Below are 20,366 nucleotides of genomic sequence, written 5' to 3'. Positions count from 1 at the left end.
GGTTTGAAAACTTATTTTAAACCTGAAAAACAAGATGACGCCCTTACTGATCGAACGCGCACAGATCTGTGACGCAAAATGGAATGAGCACATTTGCAAATCTCTTCAATGTGTTATTTACGCTCAAACTTACTATCTCGACACGGTCTGCGAAAGCTGGAAGGCGCTTGTATGGCCCAATATTCAGCATCCGGACATTGTCATGCCGATTCCCATTCGCAGGAAATGGGGTGTCCAAGTAGTTTATCAGCCTCTTTTTTGCCAATATCTGGGCTTATTCTCCTTAAAGCCGCTTTCCGGATTGCAGTTGGAATCATTCCTCCGGTTTGTTTCAACAGAATTCTCCTACATATCAGCTTATCATTTTAATCCTGAGAATTCTATAAGGCTATCTGCATTAGCTCACACTTTTCCGGATTTTAATTTCTTACAAAAGCATACGCACTGGCTTCACTTGAAAGGTGATCTCCAACAAGTAAATGCAGGCTATTCCAGAGACAGAAAGCGGAATTTAGTACGTAGTAAGGGTTATAGCTGGGAGGTGCAGAGAAGTGAGGACATCAGCCCATTGATCAAATTATTTAGTGAAAATCAAACAGCGTGCATTCCCGGCGGAATTGATCCGGATGCATTTATACGTTTGAAAGCACTTTTTGAGGCATTGCAGGCCAGGCAACAAGCAGAATTGTACTACGGCCTATCCAATGAGCATCTCCATGCGGGGCATATCTATGCCGGGCATATTCATGCGGGGCGTCTCCATTCGGGACATATCCATGCGGGGATACTCATTGTAAGGTTTGGGGGAAGAGCGATTTATCTCTTTAATGCAGCGGATCAGAAAGGAAGGAAAGGCAATGCGCGGACATTCATGCTGGATCAGCATTTCCGCTCCATACAAAGGAAAACATTGATATTCGACTTCGAAAGCCCGGAAGTTGATTCCATTGCCCAGTTTTATCTGAGCTTCGGAAGCGTTGAGGTTTCGTTTTATGCCATTAGCCGGAACGAGCTTTGGTTTCCATTAAAGCAGTTCCAGGAATGGCGAAAGCGCTTTTTCAAAACCAGACAAGGTCTTTTTTAAGTCCTTTATATGACTTCAAATCCATCTCCAAAGATCCGATTTTCAGTTCCACTTCAACTTTTAATGGAATCTTGTTAGAGTCATCAGAAACCCACAATTTCATCGCGCCTTCTCCTTTGAAGAACTTATTGTCAGGAATCAAGGGGTTGATCCTGAGTACTTTGGTTTTGCCATATTTGGTCTTGATCACATCTTTTCCCACATAACGAACGCGCAGCTTATAAACCTCCCCGTCAAAAAATGTGGGAACTTCAATGACTTCGCCTTCGGAAATGCGTTCAAAATTGATCGTTCTCAGATAGAAATAGCCGCTGATAATGTCATGAATGTTGTTGGGGACATTGTAGGTTTTGGTCTCGTCCTTCACACTTGCGACGGCCTGGTCCCTGTGGTGGTTGAACATGACGCGTTCATCCTTTCGATATTTGTTTTCCTGGATCTGCCGCTCAAACATATGCGGCAGGATCGCCGTCGTGTCAATGTATGACCGCCAGGTGTCGCGCACCCGTGAAATGAGGTCGAACGCGCCTACTGTACGTCCCGACACATTGACCCGGTAGCAGGGCCGGTTGTTGATCATGGAAACCGACTTGCCTACTTCTACTTTGGCTTCGGCAGCATTGATAAACCCGTAATGCACTCTGTATTCGACCCTTTCACCCGTCCCAAAGCTCTTGTTATTGATAACCCTGTTCTGAGCTGCCTGCTCTTCAAACTGCCGAAATGAGAAAAAAAGCGAAAAGGTGATTAAAGCAATTATAACGATGTACGATCTCTTCATGCTAAAAGGGTAATTATAGAGAGGGATATTTTTCTTTCAAATAGGACAGATACTTCTTGATATTTCCTCCAAATTTTTGTTCAAACTCAATTTTAAAAATGTCCTGTTTTGACTTATAAGTCTGATAACTGATGAAGTATGCATTATTCGGTAACTTCCCGTCCGGCCAGCGGTCCGGCGCCCGGCGGCTCGTCGCCCCGCGATTTTTGTTTGTTAACGTCCGTTTCCCCGAAAGCAGTGTATCTGCGTCTTCAAAGATGTTGGTAATGAGCGCCGTCTTCAAAGAATCGTAATGCGCGCTGGCAACCGGGTTTGTCCCGAACGTCTTATAGAGACTATCCAACCGGCCTATTCCCCTGAGCATGTGCCGCGAATAGGCATCATTGTACTTTTTTGAATATTCGTATGTACGTAATTCCGGTGAATCCAGACCATACTTGAACTTCAAAAAGCGGATAGCGCCCTGGTCGCCGATAAAACTGGCCAGGTTCTCATTCAGTTCCAGATTATTTTTCACAAAAAGCGTTCCATGCGTGAGCTCGTGCAGGATCAGGTTAGCAAGGCTTCCCACCCGTCTGTTTAACATGCTTGATAAAATAGGGTCTTTCAGATAACCCAAGGTGGACCAGGCCGATACGTCTCCAATATCCGTGTCCAGGCCCTGATTTATCAGTTCACGCGCCTCGGTCACCGCACGCGTGGAATCAAAAAAACCTTTGTAAGGAAAACTACCAATGATAGGAAAGTGCCATTTATAGGGCTCAATTTTGTATTTCTCGGAAGCAGTAATCAGCCAGATCAATGGTTTTCCATGCTGATTATAGAACGTAGTGTAGTTCTTTGAAGGCGTCAACCCAAGTGAATCGACGCCGAATTTTTTTATTTCCTCAATCAGCCGGATCCTTGCTTTAAGCGAATCGGGGAATGCAGGATCGTCGAGCACGTCGGTTACTTCCTCCACATTCATAAGGATCTTGACCTGACCGGAAGCCTGCATCCAGCCATAGCTGAGCATATCACGATAATAAATCCCTGCAAGGACGCAAAGCACTATGATGGCAATAAAAATCTTTTTAAACACAAATGCGGTAATTAAGTAAGAAGGCGGAATGAATCTCTAAAACAGATCATTGCGCTGCAAAATTATAGAAATCGGTCATTAATTATCCACCGTTTATCCTGCCAAAAAGCCGGTGGGTAAATGATTCGCGACGCAGAATAATCCAATGTCCTAAGTTGTAAAATCCGCTTGATATTATCTGTATTTATCATGCCTGAAATTATATTTTTAAAAGAAAAACCCGTTGGATTTTTGCTTGGAATTTGGTATTTTTACACAACAAAAAAACCAAGTATCTAGCGGTTTTTGGAATCAGAAGCCGCTTTTTTATGAACAAACTAAATTATTGTAACCGTTTTTATGGCACAACCAACCACTGATAAAGACAACAAACTAAAAGCACTACAAACCACGCTCGAAAAGCTGGACAAAACCTACGGAAAAGGCACAGTAATGCGCCTGAGCGACAGTAAGGTTTTGGATATTCCTGTTATTTCAACAGGTTCGCTGGGGCTAGATCTGGCACTTGGAGTAGGAGGCGTTCCGCGTGGCCGTGTTGTGGAAATCTACGGACCTGAATCTTCCGGTAAGACCACATTATCAATGCACTGCATAGCAGAGGCTCAGAAAAAAGGCGGACTTGCAGCATTCATTGATGCAGAACACGCATTCGACAGGTCCTATGCTGAGAAGTTAGGCATTGATACAAGCAACTTGCTGATCTCGCAGCCAGACAGCGGTGAGCAGGCATTGGAGATCGCAGAACACCTGATCAGCAGCGGTGCTGTGGATATCATCGTTATTGACTCCGTTGCCGCACTTGTGCCGCGCGCCGAGCTTGAAGGTGAAATGGGTGATAGTAAAATGGGCTTACAGGCTCGTTTGATGTCTCAGGCATTGCGTAAGCTTACAGGTGTAATTAACAAAACCGGATGCTGCTGTATTTTCATTAACCAGTTGCGTGAGAAGATCGGCGTAATGTTCGGTAACCCTGAGACTACAACCGGTGGTAATGCATTGAAATACTATGCTTCTGTACGTTTGGATATCCGTCGTGTGGGTCAGATCAAAGAAAGTGCTGACCAGATCCTGGGTAACCGTACACGTGTGAAGGTGGTGAAAAACAAAGTTGCGCCGCCTTTCAAAGTTGTGGAATTTGATATTATGTATGGCGAAGGAATTTCTAAAGTAGGAGAGATCATCGACCTTGCAGTTGAGCTGGATATCGTTAAAAAAGCAGGTTCATGGTTTAGCTACGACGGTAACCGTCTTGGACAGGGCCGTGACGCCGTGAAAGCGCTTATTAAGGACAATCCCGAGTTGATGGATGAACTGGAAGCGAAAGTTCGCGCGAAGGTTAACAACGAGCCGGATGCGCTGATTGACACCAGCGAGCCTAATGTTGTAGACGAAGGCGCTCCGCTTTAATGTTGGCGGAATAGCTTCTGTAATAACTTATAAAGAAAATGCCCGGTGTTTGCCGGGCATTTTTTATTGTATGTCAAAATGGTTTTCGATCATCATCATCGTCCTCGAAATCATAATCATCTTCTCCTGGGCCGGAGAACATGCTGCTAACCAGGTCCTGAAATTTCATTCCCTGATCCAAAGACATTTTCCCGATCAGTGAGAACTCCGCCATGCCGTGCAATGCGAATTCCATCATAAACAGCTTTTCTTCCGCTCCTGAATAAGCACTCAGCATATCCACGAAATCGTCCAGTCCGTCAATGGTTTTCAACCGCGCCATATACTCGCGATCGGTCATATCGCCGGGCATTTCCATTTCATTGCCTGAGCCAAACCATTCGATCACTTTCGCGTATGGGTTGATCTTGCTTTTCTTGCTCTTTTCCGGATCCGGGAAAAAGCTAAGGAACTGGGTACGAATCGCTTTTCCGATCAGGTTTTGGGCTACAATAACCGGTCCTTCAACCTCGCCTTCATAAACAAGCTCAACCTTTCCGCAAATGGCAGAGACAACGCCATATAGGTCAGAAATGCGCACGTAAGTGCTTTCCTCCCCATTGATCAACGCTCGCCTCTCCGCCGTGCTCAAAAGGCTTTCAAAAGCTGAAATCGTCAAACGCGCAGACACACCACTTTTGCTGTCCACATATTCGCTTTCTCTTGCTTCAAATGCAATCTGCTCGATCAATGTTTTAGCAAGCTCATTAACCTTGATCATGCCCACTTGTTCCGTTTTAACAATCGCTTCCTGTTCCGTAATTTTCTTACCCGTTTCAATTGTCTTTGGATAATGCGTCACAATCTGGCTTTCGATACGGTCTTTCAATGGTGTCACAATGCTTCCGCGGTTGGTATAGTCTTCCGGGTTGGCCGTAAAAACAAACTGAATATCCAACGGCAGACGCAATTTGAACCCACGGATCTGAATGTCGCCTTCCTGCAAAATATTGAAAAGTGCAACCTGGATCCTGGCCTGCAAATCGGGAAGCTCGTTAATTACGAAAATACCGCGATGCGAGCGGGGAATAAGCCCAAAGTGGATCACTCTTTCGTCCGAATAAGGCAGCTTCAATGTTGCGGCCTTGATAGGGTCCACATCACCGATAAGATCGGCCACAGAGACGTCTGGTGTTGCCAGTTTCTCGGTATAACGCTCGCTTCTGTGCAGCCAGGCAATTTCTGTCTGGTCGCCATATTCTTCAATAGCGTCTTTTGCAAAACGGGATAATGGCTCCAACGGATCGTCATGCAGCTCCGAGTCCTTTACATACGGAATGTATTCGTCCAGAAGGCTTATCATCATCCGCGCAATACGCGTCTTAGCTTGTCCGCGTAAACCCAGAAAATTAATGTTGTGCATCGAAAGGATCGCACGTTCCACGTCGGGAATGACCGTTTCCTCATAACCCCAGATGCCGGGAAAAATATTCTCTTTGTTTTTAATTCTAACGATCAGGTTATCACGTAGTTCCTGTTTAATGGAACGGGATTGATAACCTGCTTTTTTCAGTTCCCCGAGCGTTTGGATATCCAACAGCTCTGAACTACTAAGAAGTGAGTAACTCATGTATTTTTTGGCTGATTAACGCGCATACGCTACTGAACGCATCTCACGGATTACTGTAATTTTAATTTGTCCGGGATACTGCATTTCTTTTTCAATTTTTTGTGAAATATCGAAAGAAAGCATCCCTGCCTTTTCATCCGAAACATTATCTGCGTCAATGATCACGCGCAGCTCGCGGCCCGCCTGGATCGCATAACATTTTTCAACACCGTCAAACGACAATGCCATGTTTTCAAGATCACGCAGCCTTTGAATGTAAGACTCCATCATTTCCCTGCGTGCTCCCGGGCGAGAACCTGAAATCGCATCACAAACCTGAATAATCGGGGAGAGGATGCTTGTCATCTCAATTTCATCGTGGTGGGCACCAATGGCGTTGCACACCTCAGGGTTTTCCTTGTATTTTTTGGCCAGCTCCATACCTAATATTGCGTGTGGAAGGTCGGATTCTTCCGGCCAGACCTTACCAATATCGTGCAGCAGACCAGCTCTTTTAGCCAGTTTCGTGTTAAGCCCAAGTTCAGAAGCCATCGTAGCGCAAAGCTTAGCCACCTCACGTGAATGTTGCAGCAGGTTTTGCCCGTAAGAAGAACGGAAACGCATGCGGCCGATCATCTTAACAAGCTCAGGGTGAAGCCCGTGTATGCCCATGTCGATCACAGTTCTTTCACCGATCTCAACAATCTCGTCGTCAATGTTCTTGCGTGTTTTGGCAACAACCTCTTCAATTCTGGCCGGGTGGATCCTTCCGTCCTGAACCAGGCGGTGCAGCGAAAGTCTGGCAATTTCTCTTCTTACCGGATCAAATCCGGAGATCACGATCGCTTCTGGGGTGTCGTCTACAATGATCTCAACGCCCGTTGCAGCTTCCAGGGCGCGAATGTTACGTCCCTCGCGGCCAATGATCTTTCCTTTGATATCGTCGTTTTCAATGTTGAAAACAGAAACGCAGTTTTCGATCGCATGTTCCGCGGCCGTGCGCTGGATGGTTTCGATAACAATCTTTTTGGCTTCTTTGGTGGCTGTAAGGCGGGCTTCTTCCATCGCACTTTTCACATACGATCCGGCCCTGGTGTCGGCCTCTGCTTTCAATGCGTCTATTAACTGCTCACGCGCCTGATCGGCGGTAAGATTCGCGATTTTTTCTAGTTGAGTAACCTGTTGTGCAAGTGACTTCTCTGCTTCTTCGCGGCGTTTTGTGGCCGTTTCGAGCTGCGAGTTCAAGTTTGTTTTCAGCGCTTCAAGCTCGTTTTCGCGACGCTTGTTTGCTTCAATGGTCTGGTTAAGGCTTTGCTCGCGCTGCTTTAATTTTTGCTCATTGGTTTGAAGGATCACGCGTTTTTTGTTGGCATCTTCTTCAAACTCACCTTTTAGTCTCAGGTATTTTTCCTTGGCTTCAAGGATTCGATCTTTCTTTATGTTTTCAGCAGCACTTTCGGCATTACGGAGAATTTCGGCTGCGCGCTCCTGCGCTTCCTTTTCTTTCTGGTCAAACGACCTCTGAAAAATGAATTTTCCTGCGAAAATCCCCACACCAATGGCGATAATGTCGGACAGGACAAGGATGAAAATTAATGAATTTGACATTTCAGTAAGGTTATATATAGTTGGTTTTACCGACTAACCCGCGTGAAAATGCCGAAGATGAAAGGATTGAAAGAAGATAAAGAGTAATCCGTATAAATAAAGGTTTTTGGTGCCGAGCTTTTAGCCTTCTATCGCGCTGGTAATGGTTTCATCAAGCTTTTCTACCCTGTTTTTAAAAGCCATCACCAAATTATCCATTTGCTCCTGGTTCCGTTGTAATGCTACAAGGCATTCAATAGAAGTAAGTGCAATTGCTTCAATGTCACCGTATACTTTTCCTTTTAATTTATGCTGCTGCACGCGTTGCATGAACACCTCATACCCATCCCTGTAGAATTTCTCCTGATCCGCCGGAACGCTCAGTTTGAAACCCCTGTCCAGCAGTTTTATAAAGACAGAAACGTCCGGATTGGGTATGTTATTTTTTTTCATAAGGTATCTTCAAGCAATTCTATGCACTTATCGATCTCTTGTATATATCTTTCAACTGAGTCTTTCAGTTCGGCGATTCCGCTTGTTGGTGTCAGTTTACTAGTGACAATTTTAGCGAAACTTTTAGACTTATTAAAGTCTTTTTCCAAACTAGTGTATTTTTTCTTTATTTCTTTTGCTTCTTCCTTGAGTTGGTTATTCGATGCACGCAGTTCGGCATTTTCGCGTTGCAGCTCTGATATTGACCAGTTTAGTTTCTCTTTAATGTTGATCAGGAACTCGAGTTTTTTCTCAAGGTCGGTCAACTTATGCTCAATGATGCGCTCGATGCTCCTTTCCATTTTTTTGGCCTTAATAATGCTGTCAACCAAAACTCTTATTTCCTGATCACGGCCTCAAATTCCCGTTCGTAAGCAGAAATCAACCGCTGCATGGTTTTGTCAATCACTTTGTCGGTCAATGTTTGCTGATCGTCCTGTAAAATGAAGCTTACCGAATACGATTTCTTACCTCCCAGGTTCGCGCCTTCATAGACATCAAACACGTTTACTGCGCGCAAAAGCTGCCTTTCCGTCTTATACGCGATCTGGCGCAGCTCGTCAAAAGTAATGTTCTTGTTAACCACAACCGAAAGATCCCGGCGCACTTCGGGAAACTTCGCTACTTCTTTGTACTGGACAAACGCATCGTATTGTTTGAGCATATAATCCCAATCAAAATCTGCGTAAAAAACAGGCGCCTTAATATCAAGCTTTTTAGCAATAGCCGCTTGAAGTTGTCCAAATGTGACAACAGGCTTGCGGTTTAATGTTAATGTTGTTCCAAATTTAAAAATCGCCGCATCTGCCTCAGCCCTTTCCACATCCTTGATCTTAACCGCTGATAAAACCTGCATAACAAAGCCTGCCAGATCATGGAAAACGACTTCACGTGACTTCTCAAACCAGCTTTCCTGTCCTATGTTGCCCGTTAAGAAAACAGCCAGTCTTTCTTTTTCAACATATTTTTCGCTGATCTCGTTATAGGTTTTGCCAAACTCAAAAAGCTTCAAATCCTTCTGGCGGCGGTTGCTATTGTAAGCTATGACCTCCAAACCGGAAAAAATCAGCGTCTGGCGCATCACGGACAGGTCTTCGCTCAGATAATTCAGGATCTTGACCGGGTTACCCTGAATACTTTCCGCTAATGAGGCATGGTAATCGGGCTTGGTCAGCGAATTATTGATCATTTCGTTAAAACCATTTGCCACCAGCAGCTCGGCAACGCGCAGTTTTAGTTTTTCAGGATCATTAACAGGGAAGTCTGACAAATAATCCGAGCTAAGCGCCTCAGAGAGTTCCACTTGGCCGAAACCGTAAATGCGCAGGATTTCTTCAATCACATCCGCTTCCCGCTGCACGTCCACGCGGTAAGGTGGCACTATGGCCGTAAAACCGGCTTCGGTTTGGTCCTGAATTTTTATATCCAGGCCGCTTAGAATATTAGTAATGAGTGTTTTATCCAATGATTTACCAATCAACCTGTCAATGTTGCGGTAAGTCATTTTCACTTCAAAATCCGCAACTGGATCTGGGTAAATGTCTGTAATGTTGGAGGAAACAGTGCCGCCTGCAATTTCCTGTATCAGCAATGCTGCCCTTTTCAACGCATACAAAGGCATATTAGGGTCCGTTCCACGCTCGAAGCGGAAAGAAGAATCCGTTTTTAATGCAAAGCGCTGTGCCGTTTTACGCACCCATACAGGCGAGAAATAGGCAGATTCAAGGAATATGGAAGTGGTTTCATTGGTGACACCAGAAGTGAGCCCGCCAAAAATCCCGGCAATGCACATAGGCTCCGGATTGCCGCCTGTCCCTGCATTGCAGATCATCAGATCAGAATCCGAAAGTTTCCTTTCCACGCCATCCAATGTCACAAATGTTGTCTCAGCTGGCACGGTGGTAACGATCACCTTGTTGCCGGTAACCTTATCGGCATCAAATGCATGCATGGGCTGGCCCAGCTCATGGCAGATAAAATTTGTAATGTCAACAATGTTATTAATCGAGCGGATTCCGATCGTTGCCAGTCGCTGTTTCAGCCACTCGGGTGATTCGGCTACTTTCAAACCGGTGATGGTCAGGCCGGCATATCGGGGCGCAGCTTCCGGATTGCGTACTTCGACTTCAAATGGTAGGTTTTCGTTATTGACTGCAAAATCATCAACGGACGGAAGTTTTATCTCACGATTAAAATAGGCTTTCAGGTCACGCGCAACCCCATAATGTGATGCCGCGTCTGCACGGTTAGGCGTAAGGCCGATTTCTATTAGATAATCAGAAGAGATACCAAAATATTCGCTGGCTGGTGTGCCGTTGGGAAGATCAGTGTCCAGCACCAAAATCCCGTCGTGTGACGAGCCGACCCCTAATTCATCTTCGGCGCAGATCATTCCTTCCGACAGAGCGCCCCTGATTTTTGATTTCTTTAAAACCAATGGCTGGTCGCTTCCCGTCGGATATAATGTGGCTCCAACGGTTGCTACCACCACTTTCTGACCGGCAGCCACATTAGCGGCGCCACAAACAATGGATAATGGATTTTCACCGCCCACATCAACGGTCGTCAGGCTCAGACGGTCGGCTTCCGGATGTTTTTCGCGGGTAAGCACCTCACCGATCACAACGCCTTGCAGACCTCCTTTGATGGATTCAATCTCCTCAATGCTTTCGACTTCCAGTCCGGTTGCGGTCAGTATTTTGCCGATTTCTTCCGGAGATTCTGTTATTTCTATTAATTCTTTAAGCCACTTATAGGAGATCTTCATGCGAATGCTTTCAAAAATATGGATTCAACCGACTTGGAAGCCGGATTACAAAATTAAGGATTTAACTGGAACGACGCCGCAAGGCTGCGATAGTTATTGCCTTTTCAAAATGTTTAAATAAAACTGCCCTATTCGTTATGAATCAGAATTTCCATTTGTTCACCAGCGGGTATGGCAACAGAAAGCGTGTTTTCGGCTGGCGGAACCGGACATGCGTAAGTTTCCTGATATACGCAATAGGGATTATATGCCTTGTTGAAATCGAGGATGATGACATTATTTTTAACCTCTGAAAGGGGGTAATCCAGGTAGCGGCCACCCCCATACGTTTGTTTTCCGTTAGATGCATCTTTGAAAAGCACTGAAATCACGCTCTCGTTTTTCAGCAGGAGCAGTTTTAAAGCCTGATCACCGATTTTGAAATGGGCATAACCATATTTCTCATATTTCTCGGATGTGCCGTCTGTGTATTTGACAATAACTTCTTTATCATCACTGGTATAAGGCGAAATGCTCGCCCGGATGCGGTAAGTCAGGTCAGGCTGAAAGTAATGCAGACCGTGAAAGCCTTCTTTGTCCTTGATAGGAGAGTCGTCGGCTGTTTTAAACTGCTCATCTTTCGCTTCCCGCTCTTTAAGTATCGCATTTTTATACTGTTCAGGATCAGTGACCGCATTATCGGTGCTTGTGTTGGGGCCGGCTCCGGAGAAATTTTCTATTATAAAATAGGCTAGAATCGCGATTACCATCGCAATGGTGCTATATCGCATTACTTTATTTTTGAACATATCGCTTCATCATTTTTTATCGGACCACAAACTTACACCCGAAACGGTGCTTTGAAACAGTATAACATGTTTATTTACTTTTTTATGATAATTTTGAATCTTCGCACCACGCCAGGTTGCGACTTTGGATGAAATATCCCTAAATTGACCCTGGCAAATTATTAAACACAATACCTGACCCATCATATGTCATACACCAAACGAGTACTCATTGCCGAAGACAGCTCAGTTATTCAAAATCTGGCAAGGAAGATTCTGGAATTTCAACATTACGAGATCACGTCCGTGAAAAACGGAGAGCAGGTTTTGCAGCTTCTTGAAAAAGAGGATTTCGATATTATTTTGCTGGATATCAATATGCCTGTGATGGATGGAATGGAGTGCGCAAGAAGCATCCGCAAATTGCCTAACGAGAAAAAGGCTAAAACGCCCATTGTTGCCATTACCGGAAACGCCAAAAACTATTCGGATGAAGACTTTAAACAAGCAGGATTTGACGATGCGCTGATGAAACCTTTGAATTTTGACCGTCTGGTTGAAGTGGTCGCGCATTTGACAGAATAAACCTGATGAGGATTATATTTTTAGGGACCGGCACATCACAGGGAATACCGGTTATTGCCTGTGAATGTGCCGTTTGCCGATCTGATGACCCGCGCGACAAGCGTTTAAGGACTTCCGTTTGGATCCAGGTTTATGGCAAATCTTTCGTTATTGACACCGGGCCCGACTTTCGTCAGCAAATGCTCCGGGCCAATGTAAAGGACCTGGATGCAGCTATTTTTACGCATCAGCACAAGGACCACACCGCCGGACTCGACGATATCCGCGCCTTCAACCACCGCAGCCAGCGTGATATTCCACTTTACGGAAGAGAATCTGTTTTAATGCAGATTCAAAACGAGTTCGCCTACGCTTTTTCTGAAAAAAGATATCCGGGCGTGCCGCATTTTGAACTTCATAACATTGATAATGAGCCATTTGATGTGCATAGTGTAACCTTCACGCCTATTGAGGCCATGCACCACAAGTTGCCGGTTTACGGCTACCGGGTTGGTGATTTTACTTACATTACCGATGCCAATTTTATTTCTGAAAAAGAGCAGCAAAAGATCTTAGGATCGAAGGTCCTGGTTTTGGATACGCTGCAAAAAGAGCCGCATCTTTCTCATTTTACTTTATCTCAATCTTTGGAACTGATTGAAAAACTGCAAGTTCCAAAGGCCTATCTGGTGCATATGAGCCATAAGCTAGGAAAGCATGCCGACATTGAAAATGAGCTGCCTGCTCATGTGCATCTGGCCTATGATGGTCTTGTGCTGGATTTGTAGGTCAGCCCTCGCTGATCCATTGCATAACCAGCGCCGTCAGGTAACCCCCATAGGTGCCGATCGCATAGCCCAGAATCGCAAGCAAAACCCCGACGGTTGCCAGTGACGGGTGAAAGGCAGCGGCCACCACAGACGCCGAAGCTGAGCCACCCACATTCGCCTGACTTCCCACTGCCAGAAAAAAGAACGGGATTTTAAGCCATTTGCAAACCAGAACCAAAATGATGGCATGGGTCAGGATCCAGATCAGGCCAATAGCAAAAAGTCCCGGATTTCCTGCCACCGCACCCAGATCCATCTGCATTCCGATCGTTGCCACCAGCACATATAGGAATACCGAACCAAGCTTGGAGGCGCCCACATGTTCCAGTCTTCGCACAGGCGTCAGCGAAAGGGCGATTCCAATGAATGTAGCAATGGTTACCACCCAGAAAAATGGTGAGGTAAGGCTGTATTTAGCTAAAAAAGGGTAGTTTTCGGACAGATACGGCGTGATATTGTCTGCAAGAAAGTGTGCTGCTCCCGTGGCGCCGAAGCCCGCTGCTCCCATGAAAATGTAATCCCGCATGGCAGGCGTGTTCTCGTTGGTTTTGTTCTGTATATCAAGATGTTGCTTTATCTGCTCAATGGGCCGGCTGTCAGCGCCGAGCCAGCGGTCGATCCGTACGGCATTTCCTGCCCCGTAGATCAGAAATGCCATCCATAGCTCTGCAACAAGCACATCCACCGCCACCATTTGTGAAAAAAGCGCGTCGCTGGGCTGAAAAACTTCCCTTAATGCAGTCTGGTTAGCCCCGCCGCCGATCCAGCTTCCGGCAATGGTGGCAAGCCCGCGCCAGACCGCATCGGCACCTTCGCCAGCAACAGTCTGCGGACTGATCAGACCCACGATCCACAAAGCAAATGGCCCGCCCACCATGATCCCCAGCGTTCCTACCAGCATAGCAATCAACGCTTTTGGTCCTAACCGGCTCAATGAGCGCCAGTCCATGCCGATGGTAAAAAAGACAAGGCAAGCGGGAAGGAAATATTTGGAAATTACCGGATAAAGCTGCGAGGTCTGACCATTAACAACGCCAAACGAATTCAGCAGGCCGGGAATAAAATAGCAAAGCAACAGCGGTGGGACTACTGCATAAAACCGCCTCCAGGCAGCGCTATCATCGGAAGCTGTATAAAAAATAGCAGCTAAAATCAGCATTAATAAACCAAGAACAACTGCGTCGTTTGTAATCATGAATAGGTCTGAGAATGAGATGGGGTAAAATTAACGTTGTTTTTTGTCCCGACGAAAGGCGTCTGTCCGCTTATCACGTAAAACGCTGGTTTTGCGAAATATAAATTTGAAAAAATTTCCTTTTTCGTAATTTAGATGGTCATTTTTGCGAATAATGTTAATAATATTTTACTATGGCGATATACAATCTATCACTGAATGGAAAGAAGGTAAAAGTTGATGTCGAGCCCGATATGCCTTTGCTATGGGTCGTCCGCGATTTTGCCGGTTTAAAAGGCACCAAGTTTGGCTGTGGAATGGCCCTGTGCGGAGCCTGTACGGTGCATCTGAACGGAGAGCCCACACGCTCCTGTCAGCTGCCGGTTTCGGGCGTGGGTAAAAATGATAGGATCACAACCATTGAGGGCATCGGAGATGGCAAAATGAATGTACTTCAAAAGGCCTGGATCGAAGAGCAGGTCCCGCAATGTGGTTACTGTCAGTCGGGCCAGATCATGTCTGCTGCGGCGCTGCTCAAATCCAAACCCAATCCAACGGATGCCGACATTGATGCGGCTATGAGCGGAAACCTATGCCGGTGCGGCACATATGATCGCATCCGGAAAGCCATCCACCGGGCTGCCGGGGAGATGAAAGTTTCGGAAAACGGCATTGGAAAGCGTTAAAGGCAACTTTTAGTCAACATTAGCTTTAAAGACATTGAAAAATATACAAACATCACGTCGCGATTTTCTGAAAGGTTCGGGTATTACCACTTTCGGGCTCGCATTAGGCATTTCGGGTTTTACCACGGACGCTTCTTTGAAAAAGATAACGCCCGCTGTGCTCCGTCTGGAAATCAATCCCTTCATTATCATCGACACCAACGGCAACATTACCCTTGTTAATCCAAGGCCGGATATGGGCCAGGGCTCAACGCAAGCCGTGCCGTCGCTTTTGGCCGAGGAACTGGAAGTAAGCCTGGAAAAAGTGCTCATCGTGCAAAGCGACGGAATGGGCAAATACGGCAGCCAGACTTCGGGAGGCAGCAGTTCGGTGCGCGAACTGTGGTTTCCGATCCGCAAAGCCGGGGCCGCAGCCAGGGAAATGCTTACAACCACTGCCGCCAAAAGGTGGAATGTCCCCGTTTCGGAATGCCACGCCGAAGATGCCACAATCGTTCACAAGGCAACCGGCAAAAGCCTGACTTATGGTGAGCTGGCCGATGAAGCCTCCAAGCTGGAAATTCCCAAAAATCCCAAGCTCAAAGAATCCAAGGATTTCAAGATCATTGGTAAATACAATAAAAGACTCGATGTGCCCGAGCGCGTAAACGGCAAGGCGGTGTATGGCATCGACGTGGATGTGTCGGGAATGGTTTATGCCAGCATTCTACATTCGCCCATGATCCATGGTAAAGTGGCTTCCATCGACGATACGGAAGCGAAAAAGATCAAGGGCGTTTTGCAGGTTATCAAAACCGAAAGGACCATGCCGCACCGCACTTCGGAAGCCGTAGCTGTGGTGGCCACCAATTACTGGGCCGCTCTGAAAGGCAAAAAGGCGTTGGTTGTAAAATGGGATAATGGTGATCTGGAAAAATCTTTAAGCACAGCCAATTATTTCGCAGCCACCTACGAGGCGGCTAAAAAAGAGGGCATTAATGCTGAGGAGAAAGGCGATTTTACTGCAAAATACACTTCTGCTCAGGACAAGCTCGAAGCCAACTACGAAACGCCGTTTTTAGCACATGCACCCATAGAGCCTGAAAATGCAATAGCGCATGTCAAGGATGACGGAACAGTCGAAATCTGGGCGCCCGTGCAAGGGCCCGACTGGGCATTGCGAGATGTTTGCGGCTATATGAAAGTAAAACCTGAGCAGGTTAAAATCAATGTTACGCTGCTGGGAGGTGCATTTGGCCGGAAAGCATATCACGACTTTGTGCTGGAAGCCTGCCACATTTCAAAAGTGGTTAAGAAACCCGTTAAGGTGGTCTGGACGCGGGAAGACGACATTTCGCAAGGCCCTTACCGGCCGGGAATGCTCAGTCATATGCAGGGTTTTGTAGAAAATGGTAAAATTACTGGTTTTCATCATCACGCCATCGGCGAATCCATTTCCGGTCAGGTTTTTGGTGGATTGAAAGAAACCGACGCAGATCCCTGGCTAAGCGGAGAGTTGGCCACAGAGAACAATAAATATCGCTTCGACGGTGCTTCCAAGGTAAGCTGGACGCATGTTAAAACCGACATCCCGGTAGTCTGGTGGCGTTCTGTTTATGCTTCAAACTTCGGATGGGGGCAGGAATGCTTCTTGGATGAGCTCGCGCATCTGGCCAAAAAAGATCCGTTGCAAGCCCGAATGGAGATTCTTGCTGATGACCGGTTTAAGAAAGTGCTTCAAACATTGGCTGAAAAAGCAAATTGGGAAGAAAAATTGCCTGACGGTTCGGGAAAAGGGCTTGCCATATTCAGCTCTTTCAGCAGCATTTCGGCATGTTGCATCACAGTTTCCAAGAAAGACCAGGGAGTTAAGATTGATAAAGTGGTCTCTGTCATCGACTGCGGGCATTATGTGAACCCGGATAACGTGAAAGCGCAAACCGAAGGCAACATTGTCATGGGCATTACGGCCGCTATCAAAGACGGCATCACATTCACCAATGGCATCAGCGACCAAAGCAATTTCCACCAATACAACATCATGCGCCTCAACGAGATGCCGGCCATCGACATCCATATCATAGACAGCGGCGCAGCACCGGGCGGAGTAGGAGAGCCCGGCCTGCCACCCATCGCCCCGGCCTTGGGCAACGCCGTCTTCGCCGCCACCGGCAAACGCCTCCGCAAGCTTCCATTTGATATTGGGAATCTGGGGTAATGCGGTTTTTAATGTATTTATAAACAATAAATGGCTTCCTGATCACTCGGGAAGCCATTTTATTTAATATTTAAAACGGTTACTTCGCCCCGTCCGCTTTCGCTCTGACGACGGCGTATTCGCCGATCTTGTGGCCCGATGCCAGACCTGCTTCGCAGTCGAAGCGGTAATGGATCAGTCCGTACATTCTGGATACGGAGGCTTCTTGTGCCATTTCGTCGATTTTCTTTTTTTCTTCCGGGAAAATGTAGGCCAGCAATTCAGCCGCGGCGCCCGAGAAGGTGGAGTGTCCGGATGTGTAAGACGGGAAGTTAGGTAAGCCCACAGATGTTTTGATTTTGCTGTTCATCTGGTTTGGGCGCGGGTAGTAATAGAAATATTTCACGTCCCAGCAGCAGATCCCTGCATCCTGCAAGGTAGTGCCCAAAAGCGCCAGCGTTCGGGCTGTGCGCACTTCGCTATACGCATTTTTATGGCAAAGGTCAGCAGCTCTTCTGTGCCAGTGGCCCGGAGGCGTATAGCTTCCCACACCATCTGACCAGAAACTGGCAATGCGCGCCTGTTCACGGGTTTGCTTTTTGGCGATTTGCAAAAGCTCATTGATATTTTCCTGATATTCAGCACTTCCGATGGTTGGCGGCGGGCCGGGACGCAATGTTTTAACAGTTTCTTTGTCAAAGTTCCAAGGCGTTACAAATCCGTATGTTGGAAGCATGGGCGGGCGCGCAGGCATCTCCTGGCTCACCCAAGGCTCGGAAACGCCGAGTTTTTTAGCGTTAGCGACCATTTCAGCTGTTGCTGCCTGGTTGTTTGCCGTGCCCATACCGTCTGTCTTTGCTCTTGCCATAACTTTGGCGCCTACCGCTTTTCCAAGTTCTGCACCAGCGGCAATATCACTTTCCACATTCATACCCGCCCATAAACGGCTGTTTTTATGCTCTGCAAGTTTCTGTTCCAAAAATGGCACTTCCCCCGGAAACATGGCTTTCAAAACCAAAAACGAGGCTTCGGCGACGACCGCATCCTCAGAAGGATAGGAAGGAAGATCGGTAACCGGCAAAATAGCCTGCACAGAAGCGTCTGTTTTTGAAGGTGCTTTACGGTTGTATTTGAACTTATAATTCCAGGCACTTACCAATGCATCATACTGCGCAACGCTCAGGTAAGCCAGCGCGCGCGCCGTGTAAGGCGGGTTAGCGAATGAAAATTTAGGGTCAGCCAGCGGATTAGCCGGGTCAGGCAGCGGATATTTGCCGTCCTGGTTGGATGCCGGCGGGGTGTTATAGCGGGCAGCCAGCTCACGGCCAATCTCATTCCAGCGGAAAGCAGCGCCGGCACCCCAGAAATTAACGATATCCCGCTGCTGCGGCGTGATTTTAGAAGTTGTCTCTTTTAATTTTTCAATTTCTGCTTTATACTCGGCCGACGCAGCATTCTTAGGCTCAGCTACTTCCACTTCGCTGGAAGAAGTAAGCACGTATGGTTTCCAGTTGCCTGCATCGGCATCCATACTGGAAGGGTTATTAACCGAAGCCGTAGGCTCATCAATGGTTTTGGTACAGGAAGAAAACCCTAATGTGATCAGCAACCCGCACGCAATCAGCAGTCTGCTATTTGATATATATTTTACTTTCATTGTTATTGATGCATGTTTGGGTTTTTGTCAGCTTTGATATACCGGAACTGGTACAGCACGCCAACAGAGAAAGATGTACTCTGGCCCACATTAGCTCCGTCCAAAACGTAAGCGGCCCGGGCATTAACGCCGATATTTTTCGGCTGAAATTTGGCATAAACCCCGCCCACAGTACTTTTCATGTTATTTGATGGAAAAGGCATGTCGTTGCGGCGGATGTTATCCCCGCCATCGCAGGCGCCATATTCAGCAAAAGCTTCGGCCTGGATGGCAGCTTTCTGGTAGCCGATTCTGGCCGACGCATCAAAAGCATTGGGTACGCTTACCCGGTTAGTGCCGTGCAACTTACCATCAGCCAGGTACGAATCGCGATCAATCTTAATGTTACTTCTAAAAATATAGCTTCCTGATGCAGTCAGGTAAATGCCTGTTGGCCGGTTCCAATATCTGGCCAGCAAACGGGCTGTCGCCGTCCTGCACTGGATGCCAATGGACATAGGCAAAAAGTCGGGAACGTAGTTGCCTATGGGGATAGAAGCCCCGCCTATGGCATGCAAAGAGAACCCGGATTTGTTGATAAAACGATATTTAAGCCAAAGGGAGGCGTCCTGGAATCCGTTTTGCCACATCAAGTTGCCCGCGCTCGTCTTGGTCCATACGTAAGGCACGCCTGCGATCACGTTCAGATTTTTGGTAACACCTACGGCCAGCATGGCCATTGCGTTTTGGGTTGTGTGCGTGCCAATGTTGAGATTTGGGCGTTTGAGGCTGTTTTCCCAATATTTATCCCAGGAGCTGTGGCCATAAGAAAGAGCCAGGCAAGCCGTGTTTTTCGACATGTAAATGGCGTCGTTGGGCATTTGAGCGAATGCTCTTCCTGTCACGCACAGCAAGATTATAAAAAGCAACAAGACCAGTTGCTTCATTTTCCGTAAAGAATGTTGCATTTGTTTTAATAAGGAATAATGCCGCGCCGGTGCGATCTCCAAAAAAGACACAGCGTTTTTGCGGGCAATGGTATATATGAAATAGTAGGCTTGCGGCTGGGGATTAGTGATCCGCTAAGATTCAGCTAAGCTCGGGAGGCGGGCTTGTTAGCTGAATGAAGTTGGCTGAATAGATATTTTTCGAATACAAGACCATCGATAAAGGCGCTTGTTCGGTAAATGATGCGTTTTGAAAGCTTATTTCATTAATGTTGGAAACATAGTTTTTTAGCAGATGATCCACCATTTTCATGGCTTTGCTATACGGATCCTCAGGAAGTTTTGCATTGGGATCGGTCAGGATCTGCATGGCATTGGCTAATGCGAAAAAATCGTCCCTGGCCACCTGGTTGGATGTCAAAGTGACGTAAAGCGTGTCGTTTTGATGCAGGACATTAGTGGGATTGTAAAACTGGTCGTTTTGGCGGATAAGACCCTGAGGCAGATCGGTAATTTGCAGATCGCCCGAATAGGGAAGTGACGGCAAATGCATTTTCACAACCACCGTTTCATCGTTTAAGGACGAAATGGGTGCTTGTAGGTGATGATTATCAAAGAAAAGTACAGCGAAAGTCAGCCCGAACGTGTTGTAGAGCAACAGAACCAACAATCCGATTGGTAACAGTCTTTTCAATTTCAAGAGGATTTATATCCAAATGTAATCAAGTTAAGTGCAATTCTGCAAGTGTTGTTTAAAATACTATGGTATCAAATGTGCAGTAAAAAGCATCCTGCGGAT

18 protein-coding genes are annotated in these 20,366 nt (G+C 46.6%); 6 read left to right on the top strand and 12 right to left on the bottom strand.

The window, feature by feature from the left end; translation table 11 throughout:
• The first annotated feature begins 34 nt into the window (after positions 1-34).
• The gene (locus tag G395_RS0119410; protein ID WP_026631586.1) at positions 35-1,084 is read left to right on the top strand and encodes a GNAT family protein; all 1,050 of its coding nucleotides are present in this window, start codon (positions 35-37) and stop codon (positions 1,082-1,084) included.
• On the opposite strand, the gene G395_RS0119405 is transcribed toward G395_RS0119410, so the two are convergent.
• Positions 1,059-1,865, bottom strand: coding sequence for a DUF3108 domain-containing protein (locus tag G395_RS0119405; protein WP_026631585.1), 807 nt, complete (start codon positions 1,863-1,865; stop codon positions 1,059-1,061). The genes G395_RS0119410 and G395_RS0119405 overlap by 26 nt on opposite strands.
• Before the next feature lie 13 nt (positions 1,866-1,878).
• Complete coding sequence (locus G395_RS0119400; protein WP_026631584.1) at positions 1,879-2,946, bottom strand: aminopeptidase; 1,068 nt, start codon at positions 2,944-2,946, stop codon at positions 1,879-1,881.
• 339 nt (positions 2,947-3,285) lie between these two features.
• Between G395_RS0119400 and recA the strand changes: the two genes are divergently transcribed.
• Positions 3,286-4,353, top strand: coding sequence for a recombinase RecA (gene recA, locus G395_RS0119395; RefSeq protein WP_026631583.1), 1,068 nt, complete (start codon positions 3,286-3,288; stop codon positions 4,351-4,353).
• 73 nt (positions 4,354-4,426) lie between these two features.
• On the opposite strand, the gene G395_RS0119390 is transcribed toward recA, so the two are convergent.
• The 6 genes from G395_RS0119390 to G395_RS0119360 form a co-directional block, all read right to left on the bottom strand.
• Positions 4,427-5,962, bottom strand: a complete 1,536-nt coding sequence (locus G395_RS0119390) for a P-loop NTPase family protein (protein WP_026631582.1) — start codon at positions 5,960-5,962, stop codon at positions 4,427-4,429.
• Positions 5,963-5,977: 15 nt separating this feature from the next.
• A complete protein-coding gene (gene rny, locus G395_RS0119385) occupies positions 5,978-7,549 on the bottom strand; it encodes a ribonuclease Y (protein ID WP_026631581.1) in 1,572 nt (523 codons plus the stop codon).
• Between the two features lie 120 nt (positions 7,550-7,669).
• On the bottom strand, positions 7,670-7,981 hold the full coding sequence (zapA, locus tag G395_RS0119380; RefSeq protein ID WP_026631580.1) for a cell division protein ZapA: 312 nt from the start codon (positions 7,979-7,981) through the stop codon (positions 7,670-7,672).
• Entirely contained in the window at positions 7,978-8,322 is a 345-nt protein-coding gene (locus tag G395_RS0119375) for a hypothetical protein (protein WP_026631579.1), read from the bottom strand. The genes zapA and G395_RS0119375 overlap by 4 nt, the downstream gene beginning before the upstream one ends.
• 35 nt (positions 8,323-8,357) lie before the next feature.
• Complete coding sequence (gene pheT / locus G395_RS0119370) at positions 8,358-10,787, bottom strand: phenylalanine--tRNA ligase subunit beta (RefSeq protein WP_026631578.1); 2,430 nt, start codon at positions 10,785-10,787, stop codon at positions 8,358-8,360.
• A gap of 128 nt (positions 10,788-10,915) precedes the next feature.
• Positions 10,916-11,575 carry a DUF1684 domain-containing protein gene (locus tag G395_RS0119360; protein WP_026631577.1) on the bottom strand — a complete coding sequence of 220 codons (660 nt, stop codon included), beginning with the start codon at positions 11,573-11,575 and terminating at the stop codon, positions 10,916-10,918.
• A gap of 186 nt (positions 11,576-11,761) precedes the next feature.
• Between G395_RS0119360 and G395_RS0119355 the strand changes: the two genes are divergently transcribed.
• A complete protein-coding gene (locus tag G395_RS0119355; protein ID WP_026631576.1) occupies positions 11,762-12,139 on the top strand; it encodes a response regulator in 378 nt (125 codons plus the stop codon).
• Between the two features lie 5 nt (positions 12,140-12,144).
• On the top strand, positions 12,145-12,906 hold the full coding sequence (locus G395_RS0119350; protein ID WP_026631575.1) for an MBL fold metallo-hydrolase: 762 nt from the start codon (positions 12,145-12,147) through the stop codon (positions 12,904-12,906).
• Between the two features lies 1 nt (position 12,907).
• Here G395_RS0119350 and G395_RS0119345 read toward each other — a convergent pair whose 3' ends face one another.
• Complete coding sequence (locus G395_RS0119345; RefSeq protein WP_026631574.1) at positions 12,908-14,143, bottom strand: DUF819 family protein; 1,236 nt, start codon at positions 14,141-14,143, stop codon at positions 12,908-12,910.
• A 173-nt stretch (positions 14,144-14,316) separates the two neighbouring features.
• Between G395_RS0119345 and G395_RS0119340 the strand changes: the two genes are divergently transcribed.
• Positions 14,317-14,808, top strand: a complete 492-nt coding sequence (locus tag G395_RS0119340) for a (2Fe-2S)-binding protein (RefSeq protein ID WP_026631573.1) — start codon at positions 14,317-14,319, stop codon at positions 14,806-14,808.
• Between the two features lie 34 nt (positions 14,809-14,842).
• Positions 14,843-17,005, top strand: coding sequence for a xanthine dehydrogenase family protein molybdopterin-binding subunit (locus tag G395_RS0119335; protein ID WP_026631572.1), 2,163 nt, complete (start codon positions 14,843-14,845; stop codon positions 17,003-17,005).
• Between the two features lie 79 nt (positions 17,006-17,084).
• On the opposite strand, the gene G395_RS0119330 is transcribed toward G395_RS0119335, so the two are convergent.
• From G395_RS0119330 to G395_RS29810, 3 genes are all read right to left on the bottom strand, one after another.
• Positions 17,085-18,641: a phosphatase PAP2 family protein gene (locus G395_RS0119330; protein ID WP_026631571.1), complete on the bottom strand. Its 1,557-nt coding sequence runs from the start codon at positions 18,639-18,641 to the stop codon at positions 17,085-17,087.
• A 2-nt stretch (positions 18,642-18,643) separates the two neighbouring features.
• Positions 18,644-19,567 (bottom strand): hypothetical protein, encoded by a 924-nt coding sequence (locus G395_RS0119325; protein WP_157486751.1) that lies wholly within the window; start codon positions 19,565-19,567, stop codon positions 18,644-18,646.
• A 142-nt stretch (positions 19,568-19,709) separates the two neighbouring features.
• Positions 19,710-20,261, bottom strand: a complete 552-nt coding sequence (locus tag G395_RS29810) for a hypothetical protein (protein WP_157486746.1) — start codon at positions 20,259-20,261, stop codon at positions 19,710-19,712.
• Between the last annotated feature and the right edge of the window lie 105 nt (positions 20,262-20,366).

It is taken from the genome of Dyadobacter alkalitolerans DSM 23607, from assembly GCF_000428845.1.
Lineage (GTDB): Bacteria > Bacteroidota > Bacteroidia > Cytophagales > Spirosomataceae > Dyadobacter > Dyadobacter alkalitolerans.
The sequence above is the reverse complement of the archived record's forward strand: the minus strand, read 5'-3'. Positions and strand labels throughout refer to the sequence as shown.